Origin of the sequence: Stenotrophomonas sp. BIGb0135, from assembly GCF_024810105.1 — a bacterium.
Taxonomy (GTDB): Bacteria; Pseudomonadota; Gammaproteobacteria; order Xanthomonadales; family Xanthomonadaceae; genus Stenotrophomonas; species Stenotrophomonas maltophilia_AB.
In genome coordinates this window covers 16,518-35,282 of sequence record NZ_JANUDX010000006.1, presented here as the reverse complement: position 1 = coordinate 35,282, position 18,765 = coordinate 16,518, and the positions used below count along the sequence as shown (strand labels likewise).

The 18,765-nt window shown below is 68.6% G+C and carries 20 protein-coding genes and 1 other RNA gene; 6 read left to right on the top strand and 15 right to left on the bottom strand.

Going from position 1 to position 18,765, the window contains the following annotated elements; all coding sequences use genetic code 11:
* Positions 1 to 63: 63 nt before the first annotated feature.
* From M2421_RS13385 to M2421_RS13350, 8 genes are all read right to left on the bottom strand, one after another.
* Complete coding sequence (locus tag M2421_RS13385) at positions 64 to 909, bottom strand: tetratricopeptide repeat protein (RefSeq protein WP_259207482.1); 846 nt, start codon at positions 907 to 909, stop codon at positions 64 to 66.
* 88 nt (positions 910 to 997) lie between these two features.
* Positions 998 to 1,447, bottom strand: coding sequence for a DUF192 domain-containing protein (locus tag M2421_RS13380; protein WP_259207800.1), 450 nt, complete (start codon positions 1,445 to 1,447; stop codon positions 998 to 1,000).
* A gap of 51 nt (positions 1,448 to 1,498) precedes the next feature.
* Positions 1,499 to 2,146 (bottom strand): ribose-5-phosphate isomerase RpiA, encoded by a 648-nt coding sequence (rpiA, locus tag M2421_RS13375; RefSeq protein WP_259207480.1) that lies wholly within the window; start codon positions 2,144 to 2,146, stop codon positions 1,499 to 1,501.
* A 28-nt stretch (positions 2,147 to 2,174) separates the two neighbouring features.
* A complete protein-coding gene (locus tag M2421_RS13370) occupies positions 2,175 to 2,651 on the bottom strand; it encodes an EVE domain-containing protein (protein WP_259207477.1) in 477 nt (158 codons plus the stop codon).
* A gap of 8 nt (positions 2,652 to 2,659) precedes the next feature.
* Positions 2,660 to 3,262 carry a 5-formyltetrahydrofolate cyclo-ligase gene (locus M2421_RS13365; protein WP_259207476.1) on the bottom strand — a complete coding sequence of 201 codons (603 nt, stop codon included), beginning with the start codon at positions 3,260 to 3,262 and terminating at the stop codon, positions 2,660 to 2,662.
* A 79-nt stretch (positions 3,263 to 3,341) separates the two neighbouring features.
* Positions 3,342 to 3,526: non-coding RNA, 6S RNA (gene ssrS, locus M2421_RS13360), on the bottom strand.
* Positions 3,527 to 3,716: 190 nt separating this feature from the next.
* Positions 3,717 to 4,013 (bottom strand): cell division protein ZapA, encoded by a 297-nt coding sequence (locus tag M2421_RS13355; RefSeq protein ID WP_259207475.1) that lies wholly within the window; start codon positions 4,011 to 4,013, stop codon positions 3,717 to 3,719.
* Complete coding sequence (locus M2421_RS13350) at positions 4,010 to 4,231, bottom strand: TIGR02449 family protein (RefSeq protein WP_038686482.1); 222 nt, start codon at positions 4,229 to 4,231, stop codon at positions 4,010 to 4,012. The genes M2421_RS13355 and M2421_RS13350 overlap by 4 nt, the downstream gene beginning before the upstream one ends.
* Before the next feature lie 187 nt (positions 4,232 to 4,418).
* On the opposite strand from M2421_RS13350, the gene M2421_RS13345 reads away from it, so the two are divergent.
* Together M2421_RS13345 and M2421_RS13340 are read left to right on the top strand one after the other, a co-directional pair.
* A complete protein-coding gene (locus M2421_RS13345; protein WP_259207474.1) occupies positions 4,419 to 4,967 on the top strand; it encodes a UPF0149 family protein in 549 nt (182 codons plus the stop codon).
* 7 nt (positions 4,968 to 4,974) lie between these two features.
* On the top strand, positions 4,975 to 6,300 hold the full coding sequence (locus M2421_RS13340) for an aminopeptidase P N-terminal domain-containing protein (RefSeq protein WP_259207799.1): 1,326 nt from the start codon (positions 4,975 to 4,977) through the stop codon (positions 6,298 to 6,300).
* Between the two features lie 339 nt (positions 6,301 to 6,639).
* On the opposite strand, the gene pepQ is transcribed toward M2421_RS13340, so the two are convergent.
* The 7 genes from pepQ to rph form a co-directional block, all read right to left on the bottom strand.
* On the bottom strand, positions 6,640 to 7,968 hold the full coding sequence (gene pepQ / locus M2421_RS13335) for a Xaa-Pro dipeptidase (protein WP_259207473.1): 1,329 nt from the start codon (positions 7,966 to 7,968) through the stop codon (positions 6,640 to 6,642).
* Between the two features lie 82 nt (positions 7,969 to 8,050).
* Positions 8,051 to 8,404 carry a PilZ domain-containing protein gene (locus M2421_RS13330; RefSeq protein ID WP_259207472.1) on the bottom strand — a complete coding sequence of 118 codons (354 nt, stop codon included), beginning with the start codon at positions 8,402 to 8,404 and terminating at the stop codon, positions 8,051 to 8,053.
* Entirely contained in the window at positions 8,401 to 10,878 is a 2,478-nt protein-coding gene (locus tag M2421_RS13325; protein ID WP_259207471.1) for a DUF1631 domain-containing protein, read from the bottom strand. The genes M2421_RS13330 and M2421_RS13325 overlap by 4 nt, the downstream gene beginning before the upstream one ends.
* A gap of 300 nt (positions 10,879 to 11,178) precedes the next feature.
* Positions 11,179 to 12,402, bottom strand: coding sequence for a radical SAM family heme chaperone HemW (gene hemW, locus M2421_RS13320; RefSeq protein WP_259207469.1), 1,224 nt, complete (start codon positions 12,400 to 12,402; stop codon positions 11,179 to 11,181).
* A 58-nt stretch (positions 12,403 to 12,460) separates the two neighbouring features.
* Positions 12,461 to 13,057: an RdgB/HAM1 family non-canonical purine NTP pyrophosphatase gene (rdgB, locus tag M2421_RS13315; protein ID WP_259207467.1), complete on the bottom strand. Its 597-nt coding sequence runs from the start codon at positions 13,055 to 13,057 to the stop codon at positions 12,461 to 12,463.
* Complete coding sequence (locus M2421_RS13310; protein WP_259207466.1) at positions 13,054 to 13,440, bottom strand: VOC family protein; 387 nt, start codon at positions 13,438 to 13,440, stop codon at positions 13,054 to 13,056. The genes rdgB and M2421_RS13310 overlap by 4 nt, the downstream gene beginning before the upstream one ends.
* On the bottom strand, positions 13,437 to 14,165 hold the full coding sequence (rph, locus tag M2421_RS13305) for a ribonuclease PH (protein ID WP_259207464.1): 729 nt from the start codon (positions 14,163 to 14,165) through the stop codon (positions 13,437 to 13,439). The genes M2421_RS13310 and rph overlap by 4 nt, the downstream gene beginning before the upstream one ends.
* 119 nt (positions 14,166 to 14,284) lie before the next feature.
* On the opposite strand from rph, the gene M2421_RS13300 reads away from it, so the two are divergent.
* From M2421_RS13300 to M2421_RS13285, 4 genes are all read left to right on the top strand, one after another.
* Entirely contained in the window at positions 14,285 to 15,145 is an 861-nt protein-coding gene (locus M2421_RS13300) for a YicC/YloC family endoribonuclease (protein WP_259207463.1), read from the top strand.
* Positions 15,142 to 15,798, top strand: a complete 657-nt coding sequence (gene gmk, locus M2421_RS13295; RefSeq protein WP_259207462.1) for a guanylate kinase — start codon at positions 15,142 to 15,144, stop codon at positions 15,796 to 15,798. Before M2421_RS13300 ends, gmk begins: the two co-directional genes overlap by 4 nt.
* Before the next feature lie 120 nt (positions 15,799 to 15,918).
* Positions 15,919 to 16,218, top strand: a complete 300-nt coding sequence (gene rpoZ, locus M2421_RS13290; protein WP_005410877.1) for a DNA-directed RNA polymerase subunit omega — start codon at positions 15,919 to 15,921, stop codon at positions 16,216 to 16,218.
* 218 nt (positions 16,219 to 16,436) lie between these two features.
* Positions 16,437 to 18,596 (top strand): bifunctional (p)ppGpp synthetase/guanosine-3',5'-bis(diphosphate) 3'-pyrophosphohydrolase, encoded by a 2,160-nt coding sequence (locus M2421_RS13285; protein WP_259207450.1) that lies wholly within the window; start codon positions 16,437 to 16,439, stop codon positions 18,594 to 18,596.
* Positions 18,597 to 18,765 lie beyond the last annotated feature (169 nt).

The following is an 18,765-nucleotide window of genomic DNA, read 5'->3' as shown; positions in this document are numbered from 1 at the left end:
CCAGGTAGTGCCGAGCCATGCTCGGCAACCCGGCAACCCGGCAACCCGGCAACCGACTTCCCCTCAATGCAGCCGCGGTGCCCGCCCGCCGATCTCCACCAGCTTCTCGCGCACCCACTGGGCATCGCTGGCCTGGCCGTTGCGCTGCAGGTACAGGCCCAGATCGCGGTGGGCGCCGGCCTGGTAGTCCAGGTGCAGGTAGGCCAGGCCACGATCGCGCAGGGCGTCGTCCTGTTCCGGGGCCAGCTTGAGCAGGCGGTCGGCGCTGCGCGCGGCACGGTCCCATTCACCGCGTTCGACGTAGACGCCATGCAGGTTGCGCAGCATCCGCATCAGGATCGCGCGCGCGGGCGCGGCGTCCAGGATCTGGGCCAGCACGTGGTCGTCCGGGGTTTCCCCGCCGAGATGCGAGCGGGCGCGTTCGCGCAGTTCCTCCACGTCCAGCGGGCGCCCGCCATTGAAGGGATCCATCACCAGCATGCCGTCATCCACCGGCAGCCGCACCAGGAAATGCCCGGGGAAGGACACCCCGTCCAGCGGGATGCCCAGTCGGCGCGCGACTTCCATCTGCACCAGCGCCAGTGAGATCGGGTTGCCGAGGCGGCGCTCGAACACCTGGTTGAGGTAGCTGTTGCGCGGGTCGTAGTACTCGCCGTGGTCGCCGCCGTAGCCCAGTTCGTCGAACAGGTGGCGGTTGACCGCGGCGATCTTCAGCGGCCAGTGCTCGATGGTGTCCACTTCGGTGCGCAGGTGGTCGGCATGGCTCTGCAGCACCGCGTCGTAGACCTTCGGGTCCAGGTCCGGGTACTCGTCACGCGCGATCAGCAGCGCGGTGGGCAACAGCGGCAGCGCCTCGTCGTCCAGCTCGGCCAGCGAATCCCACGTCGGCAATGTGATCTGCCCCTGCATGGCGACAGACTGGCGTCAAACGCGGCCGGATTCAAGCGTCCCGGCGTGAAAGCGCCGGGCGTGCCTGTCTTCCACGCAGCGCGTGGATCTAGCGGTCGGAGATGCCCGGGCCGAAGGTGATCTGGGTCCCATCCTGCAGTCCCAGCTTTTCCGCCTGGCCGGCGTTGAGCTCGAGCACGTAACGCGCCGGGCCGCTGCTCGGGTAGGGCGGGCAACGATCGCCCGCCGAGCACGGCGGCACGTCGCGCTGCTGGCTGACCAGGCGGCGCTGGTCGTCGAAGTACAGGATGTCCAGCGCGATCTTGGTGTTCTTCATCCAGTACGCCTGCAGCTCTTCGCGCTCGTGCAGGAACAGCATGCCGTGGTCGGCCGGCATCTGGTCGCGGAACATCAGCCCGCGTGCGCGGCTGGCGTCATCCACGGCCAGCTCCACCTGGTAGCGGGCACCGCCCAGTTCCACCCAGTGGCGGGCGCCGCTGCTGGCGCAGCCGGTCAAGGTCATCAGGAGCAGCAGCGACAGCAGGCGGGTCAGCGACATCGGGTCTACCTCGAAGTTGGGGAAGCCGGCCATCGCGGGCCGGCCGCCGGATCAGAACACCTTGGGCGGCTGCCCACCGACGATCACCACGTCGGCCGGGCGCCGCGCGAACAGCCCCACGCAGACCACGCCGGGCAGCTGGTTGAGCTCGCGCTCGAGTTTGACCGGGTCGGTGATCTGCAAGTGGTGGATGTCCAGGATCGCGTTGCCGTTGTCGGTAACCACGCCTTCGCGCCAGGCCGGCTGGCCGCCGGTCATGTCCATGATGCGGCGGGCGACCAGGCTGCGGGCCATCGGGATCACTTCCACCGGCAGCGGGAAACGCCCCAGCACCGGCACCTGCTTGCTCGGGTCGACGATGCAGACGAAGCGCTCGCTGGCTTCGGCGATGATCTTCTCGCGGGTCAGCGCGGCGCCACCGCCCTTGATCAGGCACTTGTTGCCGTCGCATTCGTCGGCCCCGTCCACGTACAGCGACAGGTTGCCGGTGTGGTTGAGCTCCATCACCTCGATGCCGTGCTCGCGCAGGCGCGCGGTGCTCTGCTCCGAGCTGGACACGGTGCCCTTGATACGGTGCTGGATGCGGGCCAGGCCATCGATGAAATAGGCAACGGTGGAGCCGGTGCCGACCCCGACGATCATGCCGTCTTCGACGTATTCCAGGGCTTTTTCGGCAGCCAGGCGCTTGGCTTCGGACATGGCGGGCAACTCTTGAGGGAAAGGGGGATCAGTGCTTTTCCAGCGACAGCAGCAGCTTCCACTGCGCTGCGGTCACCGGCAGGATCGAGAGGCGGTTGCCGCGCGCGGTCAGCGGGAAACCGTCGCCCAGCGCATCGGCATGCAGCTTGATCTCGTCCAGCGAAATGGTGTCGCGCAGTTTGCGCTCGAAGGCCACGTCCACCAGCATCCAGCGCGGTTCTTCGCGGGTGGCCTTGGGGTCGTAGTAATCGGATTTCGGGTTGAACTGGGTGTCGTCCGGGTAGGCTTCGCTGGCAACCGTGGCCAGGCCCACGATGCCCGGCACCTTGGTGTTGGAGTGGTAGAACAGGACCCCATCGCCGACCTTCATGCCATCGCGCATGAAATTGCGCGCCTGGTAGTTGCGCACGCCGTTCCAGGGCTCGCGGCCCACGCGTTGCAGATCATCGATGGAAAAGGCGTCCGGTTCGGACTTCATCAGCCAGTAGCGCTTGCGTGCGGTCATCCGTCTTTCTATCGCGAGGGGTAGCGGCCAGCGGCCGATACGGGAACAAGGGTGGACGCGTCGGTGCAGATCGCATCCACCGCGACATCCCAGGGCTGTACCGGCAGGTCATCGACCTGCTGCACCGAGAAGCCGACCCCGACCAGCCACGGCGGGGCCGGGCGCTGGTGACGGAATGCGAAGCTGCGATCATACCAGCCGCCCCCCATGCCCAGGCGTCGGCCCAGCGCATCGAACCCCACCAGCGGTGCGACCACCAACGCCATCTGTTCCGGGGCGAGGGTGGCCTCGGCGGCGACGTCGGGCTCGGGAATGCCATAGCGGTTGGCGCCCAGCGGCTGGCCAGGGCGCCACGGTGCAAAGCGCAGGGTGTCGCCGGCGAGGATCGGCAGGCAGTAGGTCAGCGATGGCGGCAGTTGCATCTGCCAGCGGTGCAGGGCGATCTCGCCATCCATCGCCCAGTAGCCCGCAACGAAGCCTTCGGCCGGAGCGAACGGTAGCTGCAACAGGGCATCGGCCAGGTGCTCGGCCGCGGCCAGGCGCTGGGCGGCGGGGATGTCGCGGCGGCGTTGACGCAGCTGCTGGCGCAGTGCGGAGCGCGGGTCGGTCATGCCTGGGTCCGGGGCGTGGTGCGGGCGCGGATAAAACAAGAGCGACGCCCCGGTGGGACGTCGCTCTTGCAGGAATACTGCATTCTCCGCGGTGACGATGCGTGCGAAACGACCTTGAACCCGGGGTTCAAGTGGGTACGCTGGGACTCCTTCGGGCTTCCCGCTACAAGGCGGACTTGCACTCCCGGCGCCGTCGCGCACCCGTGGTCGTAATTAAGGGACAAGGCGAATGTTTGCACACGCCGTCGTTCACAGCAGAGAACGCGTCGCCATTATAGCCAAGCACGCGCCGAGGGGGAGGCCGTTCGTCGGTCGAATTACACCTGAATTCAGATCGATGATGGCCATGCGATGGTCTTGTGCAATGGAACATCGCGTGGAACACCGCAGCGCCGCCGGTGGGTCGGCTTGCCCATGCCAATGATCCCGGTAGAGCCGACCGTCGGGCGGCTGCTTACGCCCCGTCGATCGCCCGATCCAGCCGCCGGTTCAGATCGGCCAGGGTCTGCTGCAGGGCCACGGCCTGGCGGGCGTGTTCATCGCGCAGCTGCTGCAGTTCATGCGCCAGGTTGAGCGCGGCCAGCACGGCGACGCGGTCCACGGCGGCCATGCGGTTGCTGCCGCGGATCTCGCGCATCTTGGCGTCCAGCAGGCGCGCGGCAGCCGTGAGGATCTCGCGCTCTTCGGCGCCCACGCCCACGGTGTACTCGCGGTCGAGGATGCGGACACTGACCGGCTCGGTCTGGCTCATGTGTGCTGCTCCAGGGACTTGAGGCGGGTGATCATCGCTTCGACCCGGGAGCGGGCCTGCTCGTTCTTGGCCAACAGCTGCGAGCGCTCGGCCACCAGCTGTTCCTGCTGGTGGCGCAGGCTGCGGTTCTCCTCGGCCAGGCGCTGGTTGCGCTCCAGCAACGCCTCCACCCGGGCGGCGAAGGCCTGCAATTGGGTGATGGCGTCGGAAGGTTCCATGTTCGGCACGATAGGCAAGGGCGGTGGAGCCGGTCAAGCGAATAATGACGGGGCAGGCGGGCACCGCCGCCCGGGCGCCCGGCAGCGGCGATCACGCCCCGGGGCGTACGGTCGGATTGCTACACTGTGAAGCTGCCAGAGCCCCGCCCGCGGTGGCCTTGGCGCCTTTTTCCGATCGAGCCCCAAGATGACCGAACTACCGAGTGTCAATGACGTGAACCTGGCCAGCCAGGCATTGGGCCTGGGCGCCAATGCCGCTGAACTGCACGGCGGCCTGTGCGGCTGGCTGTCCGCCGGCGGCGCGCCGGTGCGCGAATGGCCGGCCCGGGTGCTGGCCGATGACAACCTGCCGCTGCCGGCCGAGGGCGATGCGCTCTCGCAGCTGCTGCAGGCCAGCGTGGCCCAGCTGGAAGACCGCGATTTCGCCTTCGAACTGCTGCTGAGCGATGCCAATGACACCGCCGCGCAGGCCGATGCCCTGTTCACCTGGGCGCGTGCCTTCCTGGGCGGCTTCGGGCTGGGCTCGGGCGGGCGCCGACCGGCGCTGTCGGAGGAGGGCGAGGAAGCCCTGAACGACCTGGCCAAGCTGGCCCAGGCCTCCAGCGAGGATTTCGAGAGCGGCAACGACGATGATGAAGACGCGTTGGCCGAGATCGAGGAGTTCATCCGCGTGGCGGTGCTGTTGCTGCACGGCGACTGCGTGATGGCGGCGCGCCATCGGCAGCGCCTGAACTGAGATGGATATCCGGCAGCTGACCGGCATCTCCGCCGCCGAATACCGTCGTCGTCGCCAGCAGTTGATGGAGATGGCCGGCGACGATGCCATCCTGGTCCTGCCCGCCGCGTCCGAGCGGGTGCGCAGCCTGGATACGCATTACCCGTTCCGCCAGGATTCGGACTTCTGGTACCTGAGCGGCTTCCCGGAACCGGAGGCCGTGCTGGTGCTGATTCCGGGCCGACGCCACGGTGAGGTGATCCTGTTCTGCCGCGAGCGCGACCCCGACCGCGAAGCCTGGGATGGCGCGCGCGCCGGCCAGGAAGGGGCGGTGTCGCAGTACGGGATGGACGATGCGTATCCGATCGACGACCTGGACGACATCCTGCCCGGCCTGCTGGAAGGGCGCTCGCGGGTGTACTACCACTTCGGTCGCGATGCCGAGTTCGATCTCAAGCTGATCGGCTGGGTCAACCGGGTGCGCTCTCAGGTGCGCCACGGTGCGCAGCCACCGCACGAATTCCTCGAGCTGGGCCACCTGCTGCATGAGCAGCGGCTGTTCAAGTCCAGTGCGGAGATCGCGCTGATGCAGCGCGCCGCCGACATCAGCGTACAGGCGCATCGGGTGGCGATGCGGGTGGCCCGGCCCGGCATCCACGAGTACGAACTGCAGGCCGACCTGGAGCGCGAGTTCCGCGCCCACGATGCGTGCGCGGCCTATTCGAGCATCGTCGGTGCCGGTGCCAACGGTTGCATCCTGCACTACCGCGACAACGCGGCGCGCTCACGCGATGGCGACCTGGTGCTGATCGATGCCGGTGCCGAGTATCGCGGCTACGCCAGCGACATCACCCGGACCTTCCCGGTCAACGGCCGCTTCAGTGCCGAGCAGCGCGCGCTGCACGATCTGGTCGGCGCGGCGCAGGCGGCCGCGCTGGCCGAAGCCAGGCCGGGCAATGCTTATGAGGCGGGGCATCTGGCCGCCGTGCAGACCCTGACCGAGGGCCTGCTGCGGTTGGGGCTGCTCAAGGGAACCCTGGAAGAGAACATTGCCGAGGGCCATTACCAGCGTTTCTACCGGCACAAGACCGGGCATTGGCTGGGCCTGGACGTGCATGACGTGGGCGATTACCGCCTGGCCGGCGACTCGCGCATGCTCGAGCCGGGCATGGTGTTCACCATCGAACCGGGCCTGTACGTTTCTGCGGACGATCGCAGCGTTGAGGCGCGCTGGCGCGGCATCGGCATCCGTACCGAAGACGACGTGCTGATCACCGACGACGGCCACCAGGTGCTGACCGCGGCATTGGCGCGCAGCGCCGATGAGATCGAAGCGGTGATGGCGGATCGCTGACGAGGGGAGCGGGTGTTGCGTGCAGCCACCCATAGGGTGGCTCTGCGGTGGGTGTGCGTGCAGCCACCCATGGGGTGGCTCTACGGGTTGGGTGTGCGTGTAGCCACCCATGGGGTGGCTCTACGGGTTGGGTGTGCGTGTAGCCACCCATGGGGTGGCTCTACGGGTTGGGTGTTGCGTGTAGCCACCCATGGGGTGGCTCTACGGGTTGGGTGTGCGTGCAGCCACCCATGGGGTGGCTCTACGGGTTGGGTGTGCGTGTAGCCACCCATGGGGTGGCTCTACGGGTTGGGTGTTGCGTGCAGCCACCCATGGGGTGGCTCTACGCGCCGGCCCGCTTCAATCGGCGGCTGCGAAAGCCGGGCGGGTCAGGTTGTCCGCGTCGGCCTCGGTGCACAGCACTTCGTCCTCGATGCGGATACCACCATACGGGCGGAAGAAATCGACCCGTGCCCAGTCGATGCTGTCGCCATGGCCGGCCTGCTTCACTTCGTCCAGCAGCATGTCGATGAAGTACACGCCCGGCTCGATGGTGACCACCATGCCCGGCTCCAGCACGCGGGTCAGGCGCAGGTAGGGGTGGCCCTGCGGGCGCTCGATGCGACCGCCGCGGTCGCTGGCGGCGAAGCCGGCCACGTCGTGTACCTGCAGGCCGATCAGGTGGCCCAGGCCATGCGGGAAGAAGGCCGCGCTGACGCCGGTGGCCAGGGCCGCTTCCGGCGACACCTTGAGCACGCCGAAGTCCTTCAGGATGCCCATCAGCGACAGATGCGCGTCCACGTGCAGCTGCTTGTAATCGACGCCGGCGCGCACACCGGCGGCCATCTGCTGCTGGGCCGCGTCGACCGCGTCGATCATCGCCTGGAATTCGTCGTGGCCACTGGCCGCGTAGGTGCGGGTGATGTCGCTGGCGTAGCCGTGCACGCTGGCGCCGGCATCGATCAGGAAGCTGCGCAGCGGGGACGGCGCGCTGCGGCCCAGGTCGGTGTAATGCAGGACCGCGGCATGTTCATTGAGGCCGATGATGTTGCCGTACGGCAGTTCATTGGCGTCCTGGCCGACGGCACTGCAGTAGGCCATGTGGATGTCGAACTCGCTGGCGCCGGCGCGGAAGGCGGTCTCGGCGGCACGGTGGCCACGCACGCCCAGGCGCTGGGCCTGGCGCATCAGCGCGATCTCGTAAGGCGTCTTGTAGCCGCGCTGCCAGTCCAGGTAGTGCAGCACCGGCTCGGGATTGTTCGGCGCGAAAGCGCCCAGCGTGCTCTGCGGTTCGCCCAGGATCGCGCAGCGCGCCGGGTCCTTGGGCAGCAGTGCCAGCGCCTGCTCGGCGCTGCGGATGATGTGGATGTCGACGTGCTCCACCCACCAGCCGTTGGGCGCATCCGGCACCACGTGCCAGTAGTCGAACGGTTGGAAGAAGATCAGCGCCGGGCGCTGGCCGGGGGTGTAGACCAGCCAGCTGTTGGGCAGCTTGGTCAGCGGCAGCCAGGCCTTGAAGTTCGGGTTGACCGCATACGGGTAATCGCGGTCATCGAACACCTGGTAATGCTGGGTGCCGCTGGGAATCACCAGATGGTCGAAACCGCCGCGCGCCAGCGCTTCGTCGGCGCGCTGGCGAAGCACGCTGACGTGATGGGAATACAGGGCGCCGAGGTCTGGCTGGTTCATCGCGGGGGCTCGTTCGACAGTGCGGAGTGCAGCCCCTGATTCTGCCGCAATCGCGGGCATCGCGCTGTGCCGGAACCGGCACTCAGACCGCCGAAGTTTCCTGTGCGATCCAGTCCCGCAGGCGTTCGCGATGGTCGCGGCTGAGGGTCAGGAAACGGAAGCCCACCCAGGCCTGGCCGGGGGCGTGGGTCTGTTCGCTCCACAGCAGGTGCGCGCCCACGTCCAGCGCCAGCGGTTGTCCCTGCGGACCGGGGATGGCGAACTGCAACTGGTACAGCGCGTCCTCGTGCATCGGGACCGAGGCCAGCATCAGCATGCCGGTCTCGGACACATTGCCCAGGCGCCCGATCACGGCCTCGGCCAGCATGTCGGTGACGGGGACCAGTTCGGCGACCTGGCGGCGCGGCGCCCGGCGGGTATCGGTATCGGTGCTCACTGCGCGCTCTCCACGGTGGGGGCGTTGCCGGCCAGCGAACGCAGCGTGCGCAGCGTGGCCTGCCAGGCCCGGTCGATCAGGCGGCTCTTGTCTTCGCTGACGAGCCGGACCTGGCCATGCGCCATCAGCCTGGCCAGCGCGTCCAGCGAATGTTCGCCGACCTTCTGCCCGCGCGGATTGACGAACAACGCGTTGTCGGTGACCAGGCTGTACCAGGACAGGCGCTGACGGCGCAGGTCGCCCTGCTGGTTGGTGGTGAACTCGAACCAGGTACCGAACGGCAGCGTACGCAGCTGCCGGTAGCAGTCTTCTTCGGCCATGTTGCGCGCCAGCGGCGCGACCTTGCGCGCTTCGTTGCCTTCGGCCTGCTCACCCAGCCGGGTGCGCGCGCGGATCCGTGCCGTCAATTCGGTGCGCGAACTGCTGTCGTCCTCGCCGCCGGGGGTGGACAGCCGGCGAGCGATCGCCGCCGCCTCGTCCTGGTGGTAGCCGACCTGGGTCAGCGCGGTTTCCACCTGGCTGCCCAGTTCGGCGTCGCTGGGCGCGCTGCCCGGCGCCTGGCAGGTGACGTCGGCGATGCGTGCGGTTTCCTGCTCGCGCTGCTGCCATTGCTCGGAATCGTCGCCGTGGCGCAGCAGGGTCAGGGTCAACACGTCCGACCAGGCCTGCTTGAGCAGCGACTGCACGAAGCGCGGCGGCTCGGCGCGGGCGCACAGGTGCTCGATGCTGGCCCCGGCCTGTTGCTTGGCGGCCTCCAGGCGTTCCTTGCCGCGCGCGGCCTCCACGTGGCGCCGCTCGGCCAGTTCGGCCTTGTGCGCCAAGGCGCGGAAATGCTGCTGGACATCCTCGTTGGCGGTCTCAAACACCGCTGCGTCGCCCTGGTAGTCGCTGACCACCTGGTCGACCGCGCGGCCCAGCTTCTGCACCAGTTGCGGGTCGACGTCTTCCTCGCCCAGCCAGTTGGCGCCCGCCTCGGCCACGGCATTGAGCAGCTCGCGTGCCGGGTGCTGGTCGCGCACGAAGAACGCCGGGTCGGACAGGGCTGCGCGGGCCACCGGCACCTGCAGCCGCGCCAGCAGGTCGGCGGCCACCGCGTCCGGGCGGACCTCGCGCTGGATCTGCCCGTACAGCATGTCCAGCAGGTCGAAGGTGTCGTTGTCCTTGACCGTCAGCGCGGCCTGCGGGCCATGGTCGGCGCGCATCTGGGCCAGCAGCGCGTTGTGCAGGTCGGCCATGCTGCGCCGCGCGCCGCCGCTGCCCACGCTCTGCGCCTGCAGCTTGGCCAGGGTGGCGTGCACGGCCTCGCTGGCCACGGCGACCGGCGGCGGGCCCGGGGCGGGCGGGGGGGCGCTGGACGGGCCGGGGGCAGGCGCGGTCGCGCCGATCTCGGCCGGACCGCCGGGCGCGCCGGCACCGGTCTGGCCAGCGACGCCGGGCGTGCCGCCGGCACTGGCGTGACGGGCGGCATCCAGCAACTGGTGGAGTGCGGACATGGCCGGCGCGGACAGGTCCTGTGCAGCGGCGCCCACGGCGTCCGCGCCGGACGAAGGGGATGCGGTCGCCACTGCGGCCACCGGCTCGGCGGCGGCCGGCCGCAGTGACGCAGGCAGGTCGCCCATCGCTTCGCTGGTCATGGCTGCCCAACTGCCGCTTTGGGCCGAGCCGCTCCAGCCGGTCAGCGGGCGGGTCACCTTGCCGCCTTCACGCGGGGTGGCCGTGCGCTCGGGGCCGGTGACGATCCGGCGGGTGGTGGCCGAGCGCGCCAGGTACGGGGTGTAGACCAGCCCGGGCAGGATGCCTTCGTGGCCGAGCAGGATGTTGGCGCGCTCCAGCAGCTCGCCCAGGCGCTCGATCAACTGGCGGTCGAACACGCGGTAAAGCGCCAGTTGGGTTTCCAGCCCAAGCTCGAACTGCTCGCCGAGGCCGCGCACGATCCGGCACAGCACCTGCGGACCGAACGGCATGTCCTCGACGTCGAATTCGGGCCCGGCGGCGAGCACGCCGAAGCGCTGCCCCAGCAGCTGCAGCGCGCTGGCAGAGCGCTGCGATTCGCGGCGGATGATGTCCACCAGCACGATGTCGCGATCGATGTCGGTGTCTGCCACCAGGGTGAGCGTGGTCGCCGACATCGCGGCAGGGGAGACGGCCGGCACGTGGCGCACGCGTGGCTGGCGCAGGTTGGCCAGGGTCTCGGCAAGTTCCTCCAGGAAGCGCGGCGCGAACTGGGCGTTGATCTCGTGCAGGCGCCGGGTCTGGGCGTAGATGTCGGCCTGGATCTGGCTGTTGCGCGCCCGTTCGGCGTCGCGGAACAGCTCGCGTTCCAGTTCCACGATGGTCAGCTTGAGCGGGTTGGCCAGGGTCTGCGCCGCCAGCGCATGCAGGGCTGCCAGCAGCCGGCGCACGCGCGGCGGCGCGGCCACGTGGGCGAAACGGGCCGGATCGGCGTGGGACGATGAAGGTGCGGACGCAGACATCCGTTGTAGTTCCAGCTCCCCTGAGAGCACAGAATCTAACGTTTTCGCCCGGTCACCGCCAGAAGGGATACCCCGACCGTAGCGCCGACCGTTGGTCGGCTGCGTTGCGTGGTCTTGCCGGGCCGGATCACGTCGGCGGATCCGGGGCCGCCGACGGGAGTCGAGGGGCGGAGACGATCAACTCAGGGGATCGGGCGCAGGGATCGGGAGCAGGGGATCGGGCGCAGGGGATCTGGAGCAGGGGATCTGGAGCAGGGGATCAGGAGCAGACGATCAAGAGCAGCCGACCAACGGTCGGCTCTACGGGAGGAAGAGTTCGACGACGTCGTTGGTGAAGCGTCGGCCGAGCTCGGTGGGCCGGGCGTGGTCGCCGTCCAGGGTCATCCAGCCGCGCGCGATGGCCGCCTGCAGCGGTGTGGCGATGGCCGCCCGTTGCAGGCCGGTGCGCGATTCGAAATCCTTCAGGGTGAAGCCTTCATGCAGCCGCAGCAGGTTGAGCATGTACTCGAACGGAAGGCGCGGCGCATCGATCACGTCGTCGCCGCCGATCGAGGCTGCGCTGCCGGCAGTGTCCATGAAGGTCTGGGGATGCTTGTGCTTCCAGCGGCGCAGCACGTGTTCTTCGGCACCGCTGCTGATCTTGCCGTGAGCGCCGGCGCCGATCCCCAGGTAATCGCCGAAGCGCCAGTAATTGAGGTTGTGCTGGCTCTGCCGGCCGGGTTTTGCGTACGCGCTGACCTCGTACTGCGCATAGCCGGCCTCGGCCAGCATCCGCTGGCAGTGTTCCTGGATGTCCCACGCCGAATCCTCGTCGGGGATGCCCTGCGGCGGCTTTGCGAAGAACACCGTGTTCGGCTCCAGGGTGAGCTGGTAGTGCGACAGGTGCGTGGGCTGCAGCGCGAAGGCGCGCTCCAGGTCATGCTCGGCCTGCGCAAGCGTCTGCTGCGGCAGCGCGTACATCAGGTCGATGTTGAAGTTGTCGTAGCCGGCGTCCTGCGCCAGCTTCACCGCGCGCTCGGCCTCGCCACTGTCGTGGATGCGGCCCAGGCGCTTGAGCGCTTCGTCGTTGAAGGTCTGGATGCCGAAGCTGATCCGGTTCACGCCGGCGGCGCGGTAGCGGTCGAAGCGGCCGTGCTCGGCGGTGCCCGGGTTGGTCTCCAGGGTCACCTCCAGGTTGGGCGCGAAACGCAGCCGGGCCGAGGCGGCCTGCAGGAAGCGGTCGATCGCCTCGGGCGGGAACAGGCTGGGGGTGCCGCCACCGAAGAACACGCTGCTGACCACCCGGCCCCAGACCAGCGGCAGGTCCTGGTCCAGGTCGCGGATCAGCGCGTCGATGTACGCCTCGAACGGCAGCTCGCCCTTGGCCGCGTGCGAGTTGAAGTCGCAGTACGGGCACTTGCGCACGCACCACGGCAGGTGCACGTACAGCGACAGCGGCGGCGGGACCAGCCGCGGCGCGTGATCGTGGTCGCCCGGGCAGTGTTCGCCGGGCAGGTGGTCGCAGTGGTGGTGTGGCTGTGGCATGGAATTCAACGGTCGTGCCGGCCGCGGGCCGGCTCTCCAGGCATCATCAGGGAGGGCATTACAGCAAGGCGGGCAATGCCTGCTTGAGCAGCTGCAGGGCGATGGCGCGGTGGCTGATGGCGTTCTTCTGCGCCGGCTCCATCTCCGCCGCGGTCAGGCCATGCGCCGGGTCCAGGAACACCGGGTTGTAGCCGAAGCCGTGGCTGCCGCGCAGCTCGTCCAGGATCACCCCTTCCCAGCTGCCTTCGCAGATCAGCGGCTGCGGGTCGTCGGCGTGGCGCAGCAGCACGATCACCGCGTAGAAGCGCGCGGTGCGGCGTTCGGCCGGGACCCCGCGCAGCGCCTCCAGCAGCTTGGCGTTGTTGGCGGCATCGTTGGTGGGGCTACCGGCATAGCGCGCGCTGTACAGGCCGGGCGCGCCATCGAGCGCATCCACGATCAGGCCCGAGTCGTCGGCCAGCGCCGGCAGCCCGGTGCTCTGGCAGGCATGGCGCGCCTTGATCAGCGCATTCTCGACGAAGGTCAGGCCGGTTTCGGGCACGTCGCTGACGCCCAGCTCGCCCTGCGCGACGATCTGCAGTGGCAGGTCGCCGAGCATGGCCTGCAGTTCCTTCAGCTTGCCGGCGTTGCCGCTGGCCAATACCAGTTTCATCATTTCGGCTCCAGCAGATCCCAGGTGTTGCCGTAGAGGTCGCGGAACACCGCCACGGTGGCGTACACCTCTTCGCGCGGGGTTTCCAGGAATTCCACGCCCTGGGCGGTCATGGCCGCATGGTCGCGCCGGAAATCATCGGTGTTCAGGAAGAAGCCGACCCGGCCGCCGGTCTGGTTGCCGATCCGCGCACGCTGCTCGTCGGTGCTGGCGCGCGCCAGCAGCAGTGCCGCGGCGCTGCCGTCGGTCGGTCCGACCACCACCCAGCGCTTGTCGCCCTGGTCGATGTCCTCGATCAGGGCGAAACCGAGCTTGCCGGTGTACCAGGCGATTGCCTCGTCATAGTCGGCCACCACCAGGGTGGTCAGGGCGATGCGACGGTTCATGCAGACGCCAGGGCGGCCTGCTGCGCCGCGAACAGATCCTTGATGCCCTTCTCGGCCAGCAGCAGCAGCGCGTCCAGTTCATCGCGACGGAAGGCATGGCCTTCGGCGGTGCCCTGCAGTTCGATGAAGCCGCCGCCATCGTTCATGACCACGTTCATGTCGGTATCGCAGTCGCTGTCCTCGGCGTAGTCCAGGTCCAGCACCGGGGTGCCGCGGTACACGCCCACCGACACGGCCGCGACCGCGCCGAAGATCGGGTTGCGCTTGATGTCGCCGCGCTTGAGCAGGAAGTTGACCGCATCGACCAGGGCCACGTAGGCGCCGGTGATGGCGGCGGTGCGGGTGCCGCCGTCGGCCTGCAGCACGTCGCAGTCCAGGGTGATGGTGCGCTCGCCGAGCGCGCCGCGGTCGATGCAGGCGCGCAGCGTGCGGCCGATCAGGCGCTGGATCTCCAGGGTGCGGCCGCCCTGCTTGCCACGGGCCGCCTCGCGGTCGTTGCGGGTGTGGGTGGAGCGCGGCAGCATGCCGTACTCGGCGGTGACCCAGCCTTCGCCCTTGCCGCGCAGGAAGCCCGGCACGCGGTTTTCCACGCTGGCGGTGCACAGCACGCGGGTTTCACCGAAGCTGACCAGCACCGAGCCCTCGGCGTGACGGGTGAAGGCGCGCTCGATGCGCACTTCGCGCAGCTGGTCGGCCTGGCGGCCGCTGGGACGGGGATCGGACATGCTTGGCTTCCGTAAGTCAGGGGATGCAGGGCCGCGCCCGGACCGGGGACCGGCAGGCGAGGAGGCTCTGAGAAGACCGCTAGGGTACCATTTGCACTTTGAGAGCACCGGAAACCCGCATGATTCGAAGCATGACCGCCTATGCCGGCGGCGAGCGCGCCACGCGCTGGGGCACGCTGGCCTGTGAGCTGCGCTCGGTCAACCACCGGTTCCTGGAGGTGGGCGTGCGCCTGCCCGAGGAACTGCGTGCGCTGGAGCCGCAACTGCGCGAGCGGGTCGCCGCGCGCTGCAGCCGCGGCAAGATCGACCTGGTCATGCGCCTGCGCGCGCCGGAGGTCACCGGCGCGCTGGTGGTCAACGATGCGCTGCTGGGCCAGCTCGGGGAGCTGGCCACGCGGCTGGCGGCCGGGTTCCCCAGCCTGCAGGTGAGCTTCACCGAACTGCTGCAGGTGCCGGGCGTGATGCAGGGCGAGGCGGTGGACGCCGCCGCACTGCAGGCCGAGGCACTGGCCCTGCTCGAGAGCACCCTGGATGGCTTCGTGGCCGCGCGCGAGCGTGAAGGCGACAAGCTGGCCGCGGCCATCCAGGAGCGCGTGGACGGGGTGGAGCGCATCGCTGCCGAGGTCACCACGCTGATTCCGCTGATCCGCGAAGGCCAGCGCACCAAGCTGGCCGCGCGCCTGGCCGACCTGCCGCACCCGGTCGACCCCGGCCGCGCCGAGCAGGAACTGGTGATGTGGCTGCAGAAGCTGGACGTGGATGAGGAGCTGGACCGGCTCGGCAGCCATATCGTCGAAATCCGCCGGGTGTTCACCCAGCGCGAGCCGGTCGGGCGCCGCCTGGACTTCCTGCTCCAGGAATTCAACCGCGAGGCCAACACGCTCGGGTCCAAGTCGGTGGACAGCCGCACGTCCAACGCCGCGGTCGAACTGAAGGTGCTGATCGACCAGATCCGCGAACAGGTGCAGAACATCGAATGAGCAGCCAGCCCACGCCCGTCGGTGCGCCCGCGCGCGGCACCCTGTACATCGTGGCCGCGCCCTCCGGGGCCGGCAAGAGCAGCATCGTCAATGCCACCCTGGCGCGCGATCCGCAGATCGCGCTGTCGATCTCGTTCACCTCGCGCGCCACGCGCCCGGGTGAGGTCAACGGCGAGCATTACCACTTCGTCAGCGCCGAGGAGTTCGAGCAGATGATCGCCGCCGGCGACTTCTTCGAGCATGCCTGGGTGCACGGCGACTGGAAGGGCACCGCGCGGCAGTCGGTCGAGCCGCAGCTGGCCGCCGGCCAGGACGTCCTGCTGGAGATCGACTGGCAGGGCGCCCAGCAGGTCCGTCAGCTGGTGCCGGGCACGGTCACCGTGTTCATCCTGCCACCGTCGAAGCAGGCGCTGCAGGACCGCATGCGCAAGCGCGGGCAGGACAGCGAGACAGTGATCGCCCAGCGCCTGGCCGCCGCGCGTGAAGAGATGCTGCACTTCAACGACTTCGACTACGTGATCGTCAACGAGGTCTTCGAGACGGCGGTGGACGAACTCTGCGCCATCTTCACCGCCAGCCGCCTGCGCCGGGAGGCCCAGAAGGTCCGCCACGCGGGCCTGATCCAGGCCCTGTTGACCCAGGATCAGCCCTAACTGACTGATTCCCAAGAGGGTGCTAGCGGGTTGGCTTGATTTTGTCCAGCCCCCGCGAGTACAATCCGTCCCCTTTCCCTCATTCGATTGAGCAACCGTCACTGGTTGCCGGGAGCCCGCATGGCCCGCATCACCGTAGAAGATTGTCTGGAAGTCGTGAACAACCGTTTCGAACTGGTCATGATGGCGTCCAAGCGCGCCCGTCAGCTGGCCAATGGCGTCCAGGCCACCCTGGACAACAGCGAAACCGAAGACAAGCCGACCGTGCTGGCGCTGCGCGAAATTGCCGCCCGCAAGATCGACAACGCCCTGATCGACGAAGTCGAGAAGGCCGAGCGCGAGCGTGCCGAGCGTGAAGCACTGGAATGGGCCGCTGCCGAAGTCGTCGCCGACGAAGACATGTCCAAGAACGACGACTGATCGCCCTGGTCGTGCGTTGTTGCCAGAACAGCCCGCCTTGGCGGGCTGTTCTGCGTTTGGGCGCGGCACATCAGGGTGACGCCGCGTCGCGATCACGGTCGCTCGCCGCAGCGCGCCGCGCGATCACCGGCGGGCGATGACCATGGGGCGACGCATCGGGGGCGATTCCCCTGTTCAGATGTTTGCCGTTATCCCGCCGCTGGCATAGTCTTCCAGCCATGAACCCAGGCCCCACTGCCAAGGTCGCCACGCCCCCCGGCGCGGCCGTACCCGACTATGTCCTCCAGCTCGAACGCGCAGCGCATTACCTGCCGCCCGAGCAGCTGCCGTTGCTGCGCCGTGCCTGGGAAGTGGGTGCCTCCGCGCATGCCGGGCAGACCCGCAAGTCCGGCGAGCCCTACATCACCCATCCGGTCGCCGTGGCGCAGGTGCTGGCCGAGCTCGGCCTGGACGTGGAGGCGCTGATCGCCGCGATCCTGCACGACACCATCGAAGACACGCCGCTGACCCGCGAAGAACTGGCCGCCGAGTTCGGCGAAGCCGTGGCCGAGCTGGTCGACGGGGTCACCAAGCTGGACAAGCTGAAGTTCCGCGACCGCCAGGAAGCGGCCGCCGAGAGCTTCCGCAAGATGCTGCTGGCGATGTCGCGCGACCTGCGCGTGATCATGATCAAGCTGGCCGACCGCCTGCACAACATGCGCACCCTCGGCGCGCAGAGCCGCGAAGCGCGCGGCCGCATCGCCCGCGAAACCCTGGAAATCTACGCCCCGATCGCGCAGCGGCTGGGCATGAGCCTGGTCAAGAGCGAACTGCAGAACCTGGGCTTCAAGGCGCTGTACCCCTGGCGCCACGCGATCCTGGAAAAACACATCCGCAGCCAGCCGGTGGTCCGCCGCGAGGCGATGGCGCAGGTGGAAGTGCAGCTGAGCCAGCGCCTGGCCAAGGAAGGGCTGGAACACCGCCTGGTCAGCCGCATCAAGACCCCGTGGAGCATCTACAACAAGATGCACGACGAGAACAAATCCTTCGACCAGGTCATGGATGTGTTCGGTTTCCGCCTGGTCGTCCGCAACGTGCCCAGCGCCTACCACGCGCTCGGCGCGGTGCACGCCACCTTCAAGCCGCTGGACGGGCGCTTCCGCGACTTCATCGCGATCCCCAAGGCCAACGGCTACCAGTCGCTGCACACGGTGCTGTTCGGGCCGTATGGGTCGCCGATCGAGGTGCAGATCCGCACCGAGGAGATGGACCTGATCGCCGAGCGCGGCGTGGCCGCGCACTGGACCTACAAATTCGGCGGCGACTCGCCCAACAGCGCGCAGAGCCGCGCGCATGCGTGGATCGTGGAACTGATCGACTCGCAGCGCGCCGCCGGCTCGTCGCTGGAGTTCCTGGACAACGTCAAGGTCGACCTGTTCCCGGACGAGGTCTACCTGTTCACCCCGAAGGGCAAGATCCTGGCCCTGCCGCGCAATTCCACCGCGCTGGACTTCGCCTACGCGGTGCACACCGACGTGGGCAACATGGCCGTGGCCTCGCGCGTGGACAAGAAGCTGGTGCCGCTGCGTACCAAGCTGGTCAGTGGACAGACGGTGGAGGTGATCACCGCGCGTTCGGCCACGCCCAAGCCGCAGTGGCTGGAGTTCGTGGTCAGCTCCAAGGCACGCACCGCGATCCGCCACCAGCTCAAACAGCTGGAACACGAAGACGCGGTGCAGCTGGGCCACCGCATGCTCGACCGCGCGCTGGAGGCGATGGACAGCTCGCTGGAGCGCCTGCCGAAGGGGCGCCTGGATGCGTTCCTGGCCGAACACCGGTATCCCCGCCTGGAGGCCCTGCTGGCCGAGGTGGCACTGGGCAACTGGATGCCCAACCAGGCCGCGCAGGCACTGATGGCCTATGCCGAATTGCGTGGCGGCGCGCATTCGCGCCATTCGCAGGAAAAGATCCTGATCAACGGCAGCGAGCGTGGCGTGGTCAGTTTCGCCAACTGCTGCCAGCCGATCCCCGGCGACGACATCATGGGCTACCACACCGCCGGCAAGGGCATCGTGGTGCACCGCATGGATTGCCCCAACCTGGCCGAGTTGCGCAAGTCGCCCGAACGTTGGGTGCCGATCGGCTGGGACACCACCGTGTCCGGCGATTACGACACCGCGCTGGTGGTGGAAGTGGAGAACGGCACCGGCGTGCTGGCCCAGCTGGCCGCGGCGATCGCGCAGAGCCACTCCAACATCGAGCGGGTGGACTACCTGGATCGCGATTTCAACGCGGCGGTGCTGGCGTTCAACATCCAGGTCCGCGACCGCAACCATCTGGCCGAGGTCATGCGCAGGCTACGGCGGTTGTCGGTCGTGCAATCGGTCCGCAGGCAATAAGCCGCCTCCCTTGAGACGACGGTCGGTAGAGCCGACCGTTGGTCGGCTGCACGCGCACCCTGCGGCGATGATCGCCCCACGGTAGAGCCGACCGTTGGTCGGCTGCCCGCACGCCCTGCCACAACGATCGCCCCACGGTAGAGCCGACCGTTGGTCGGCTACCCGCACA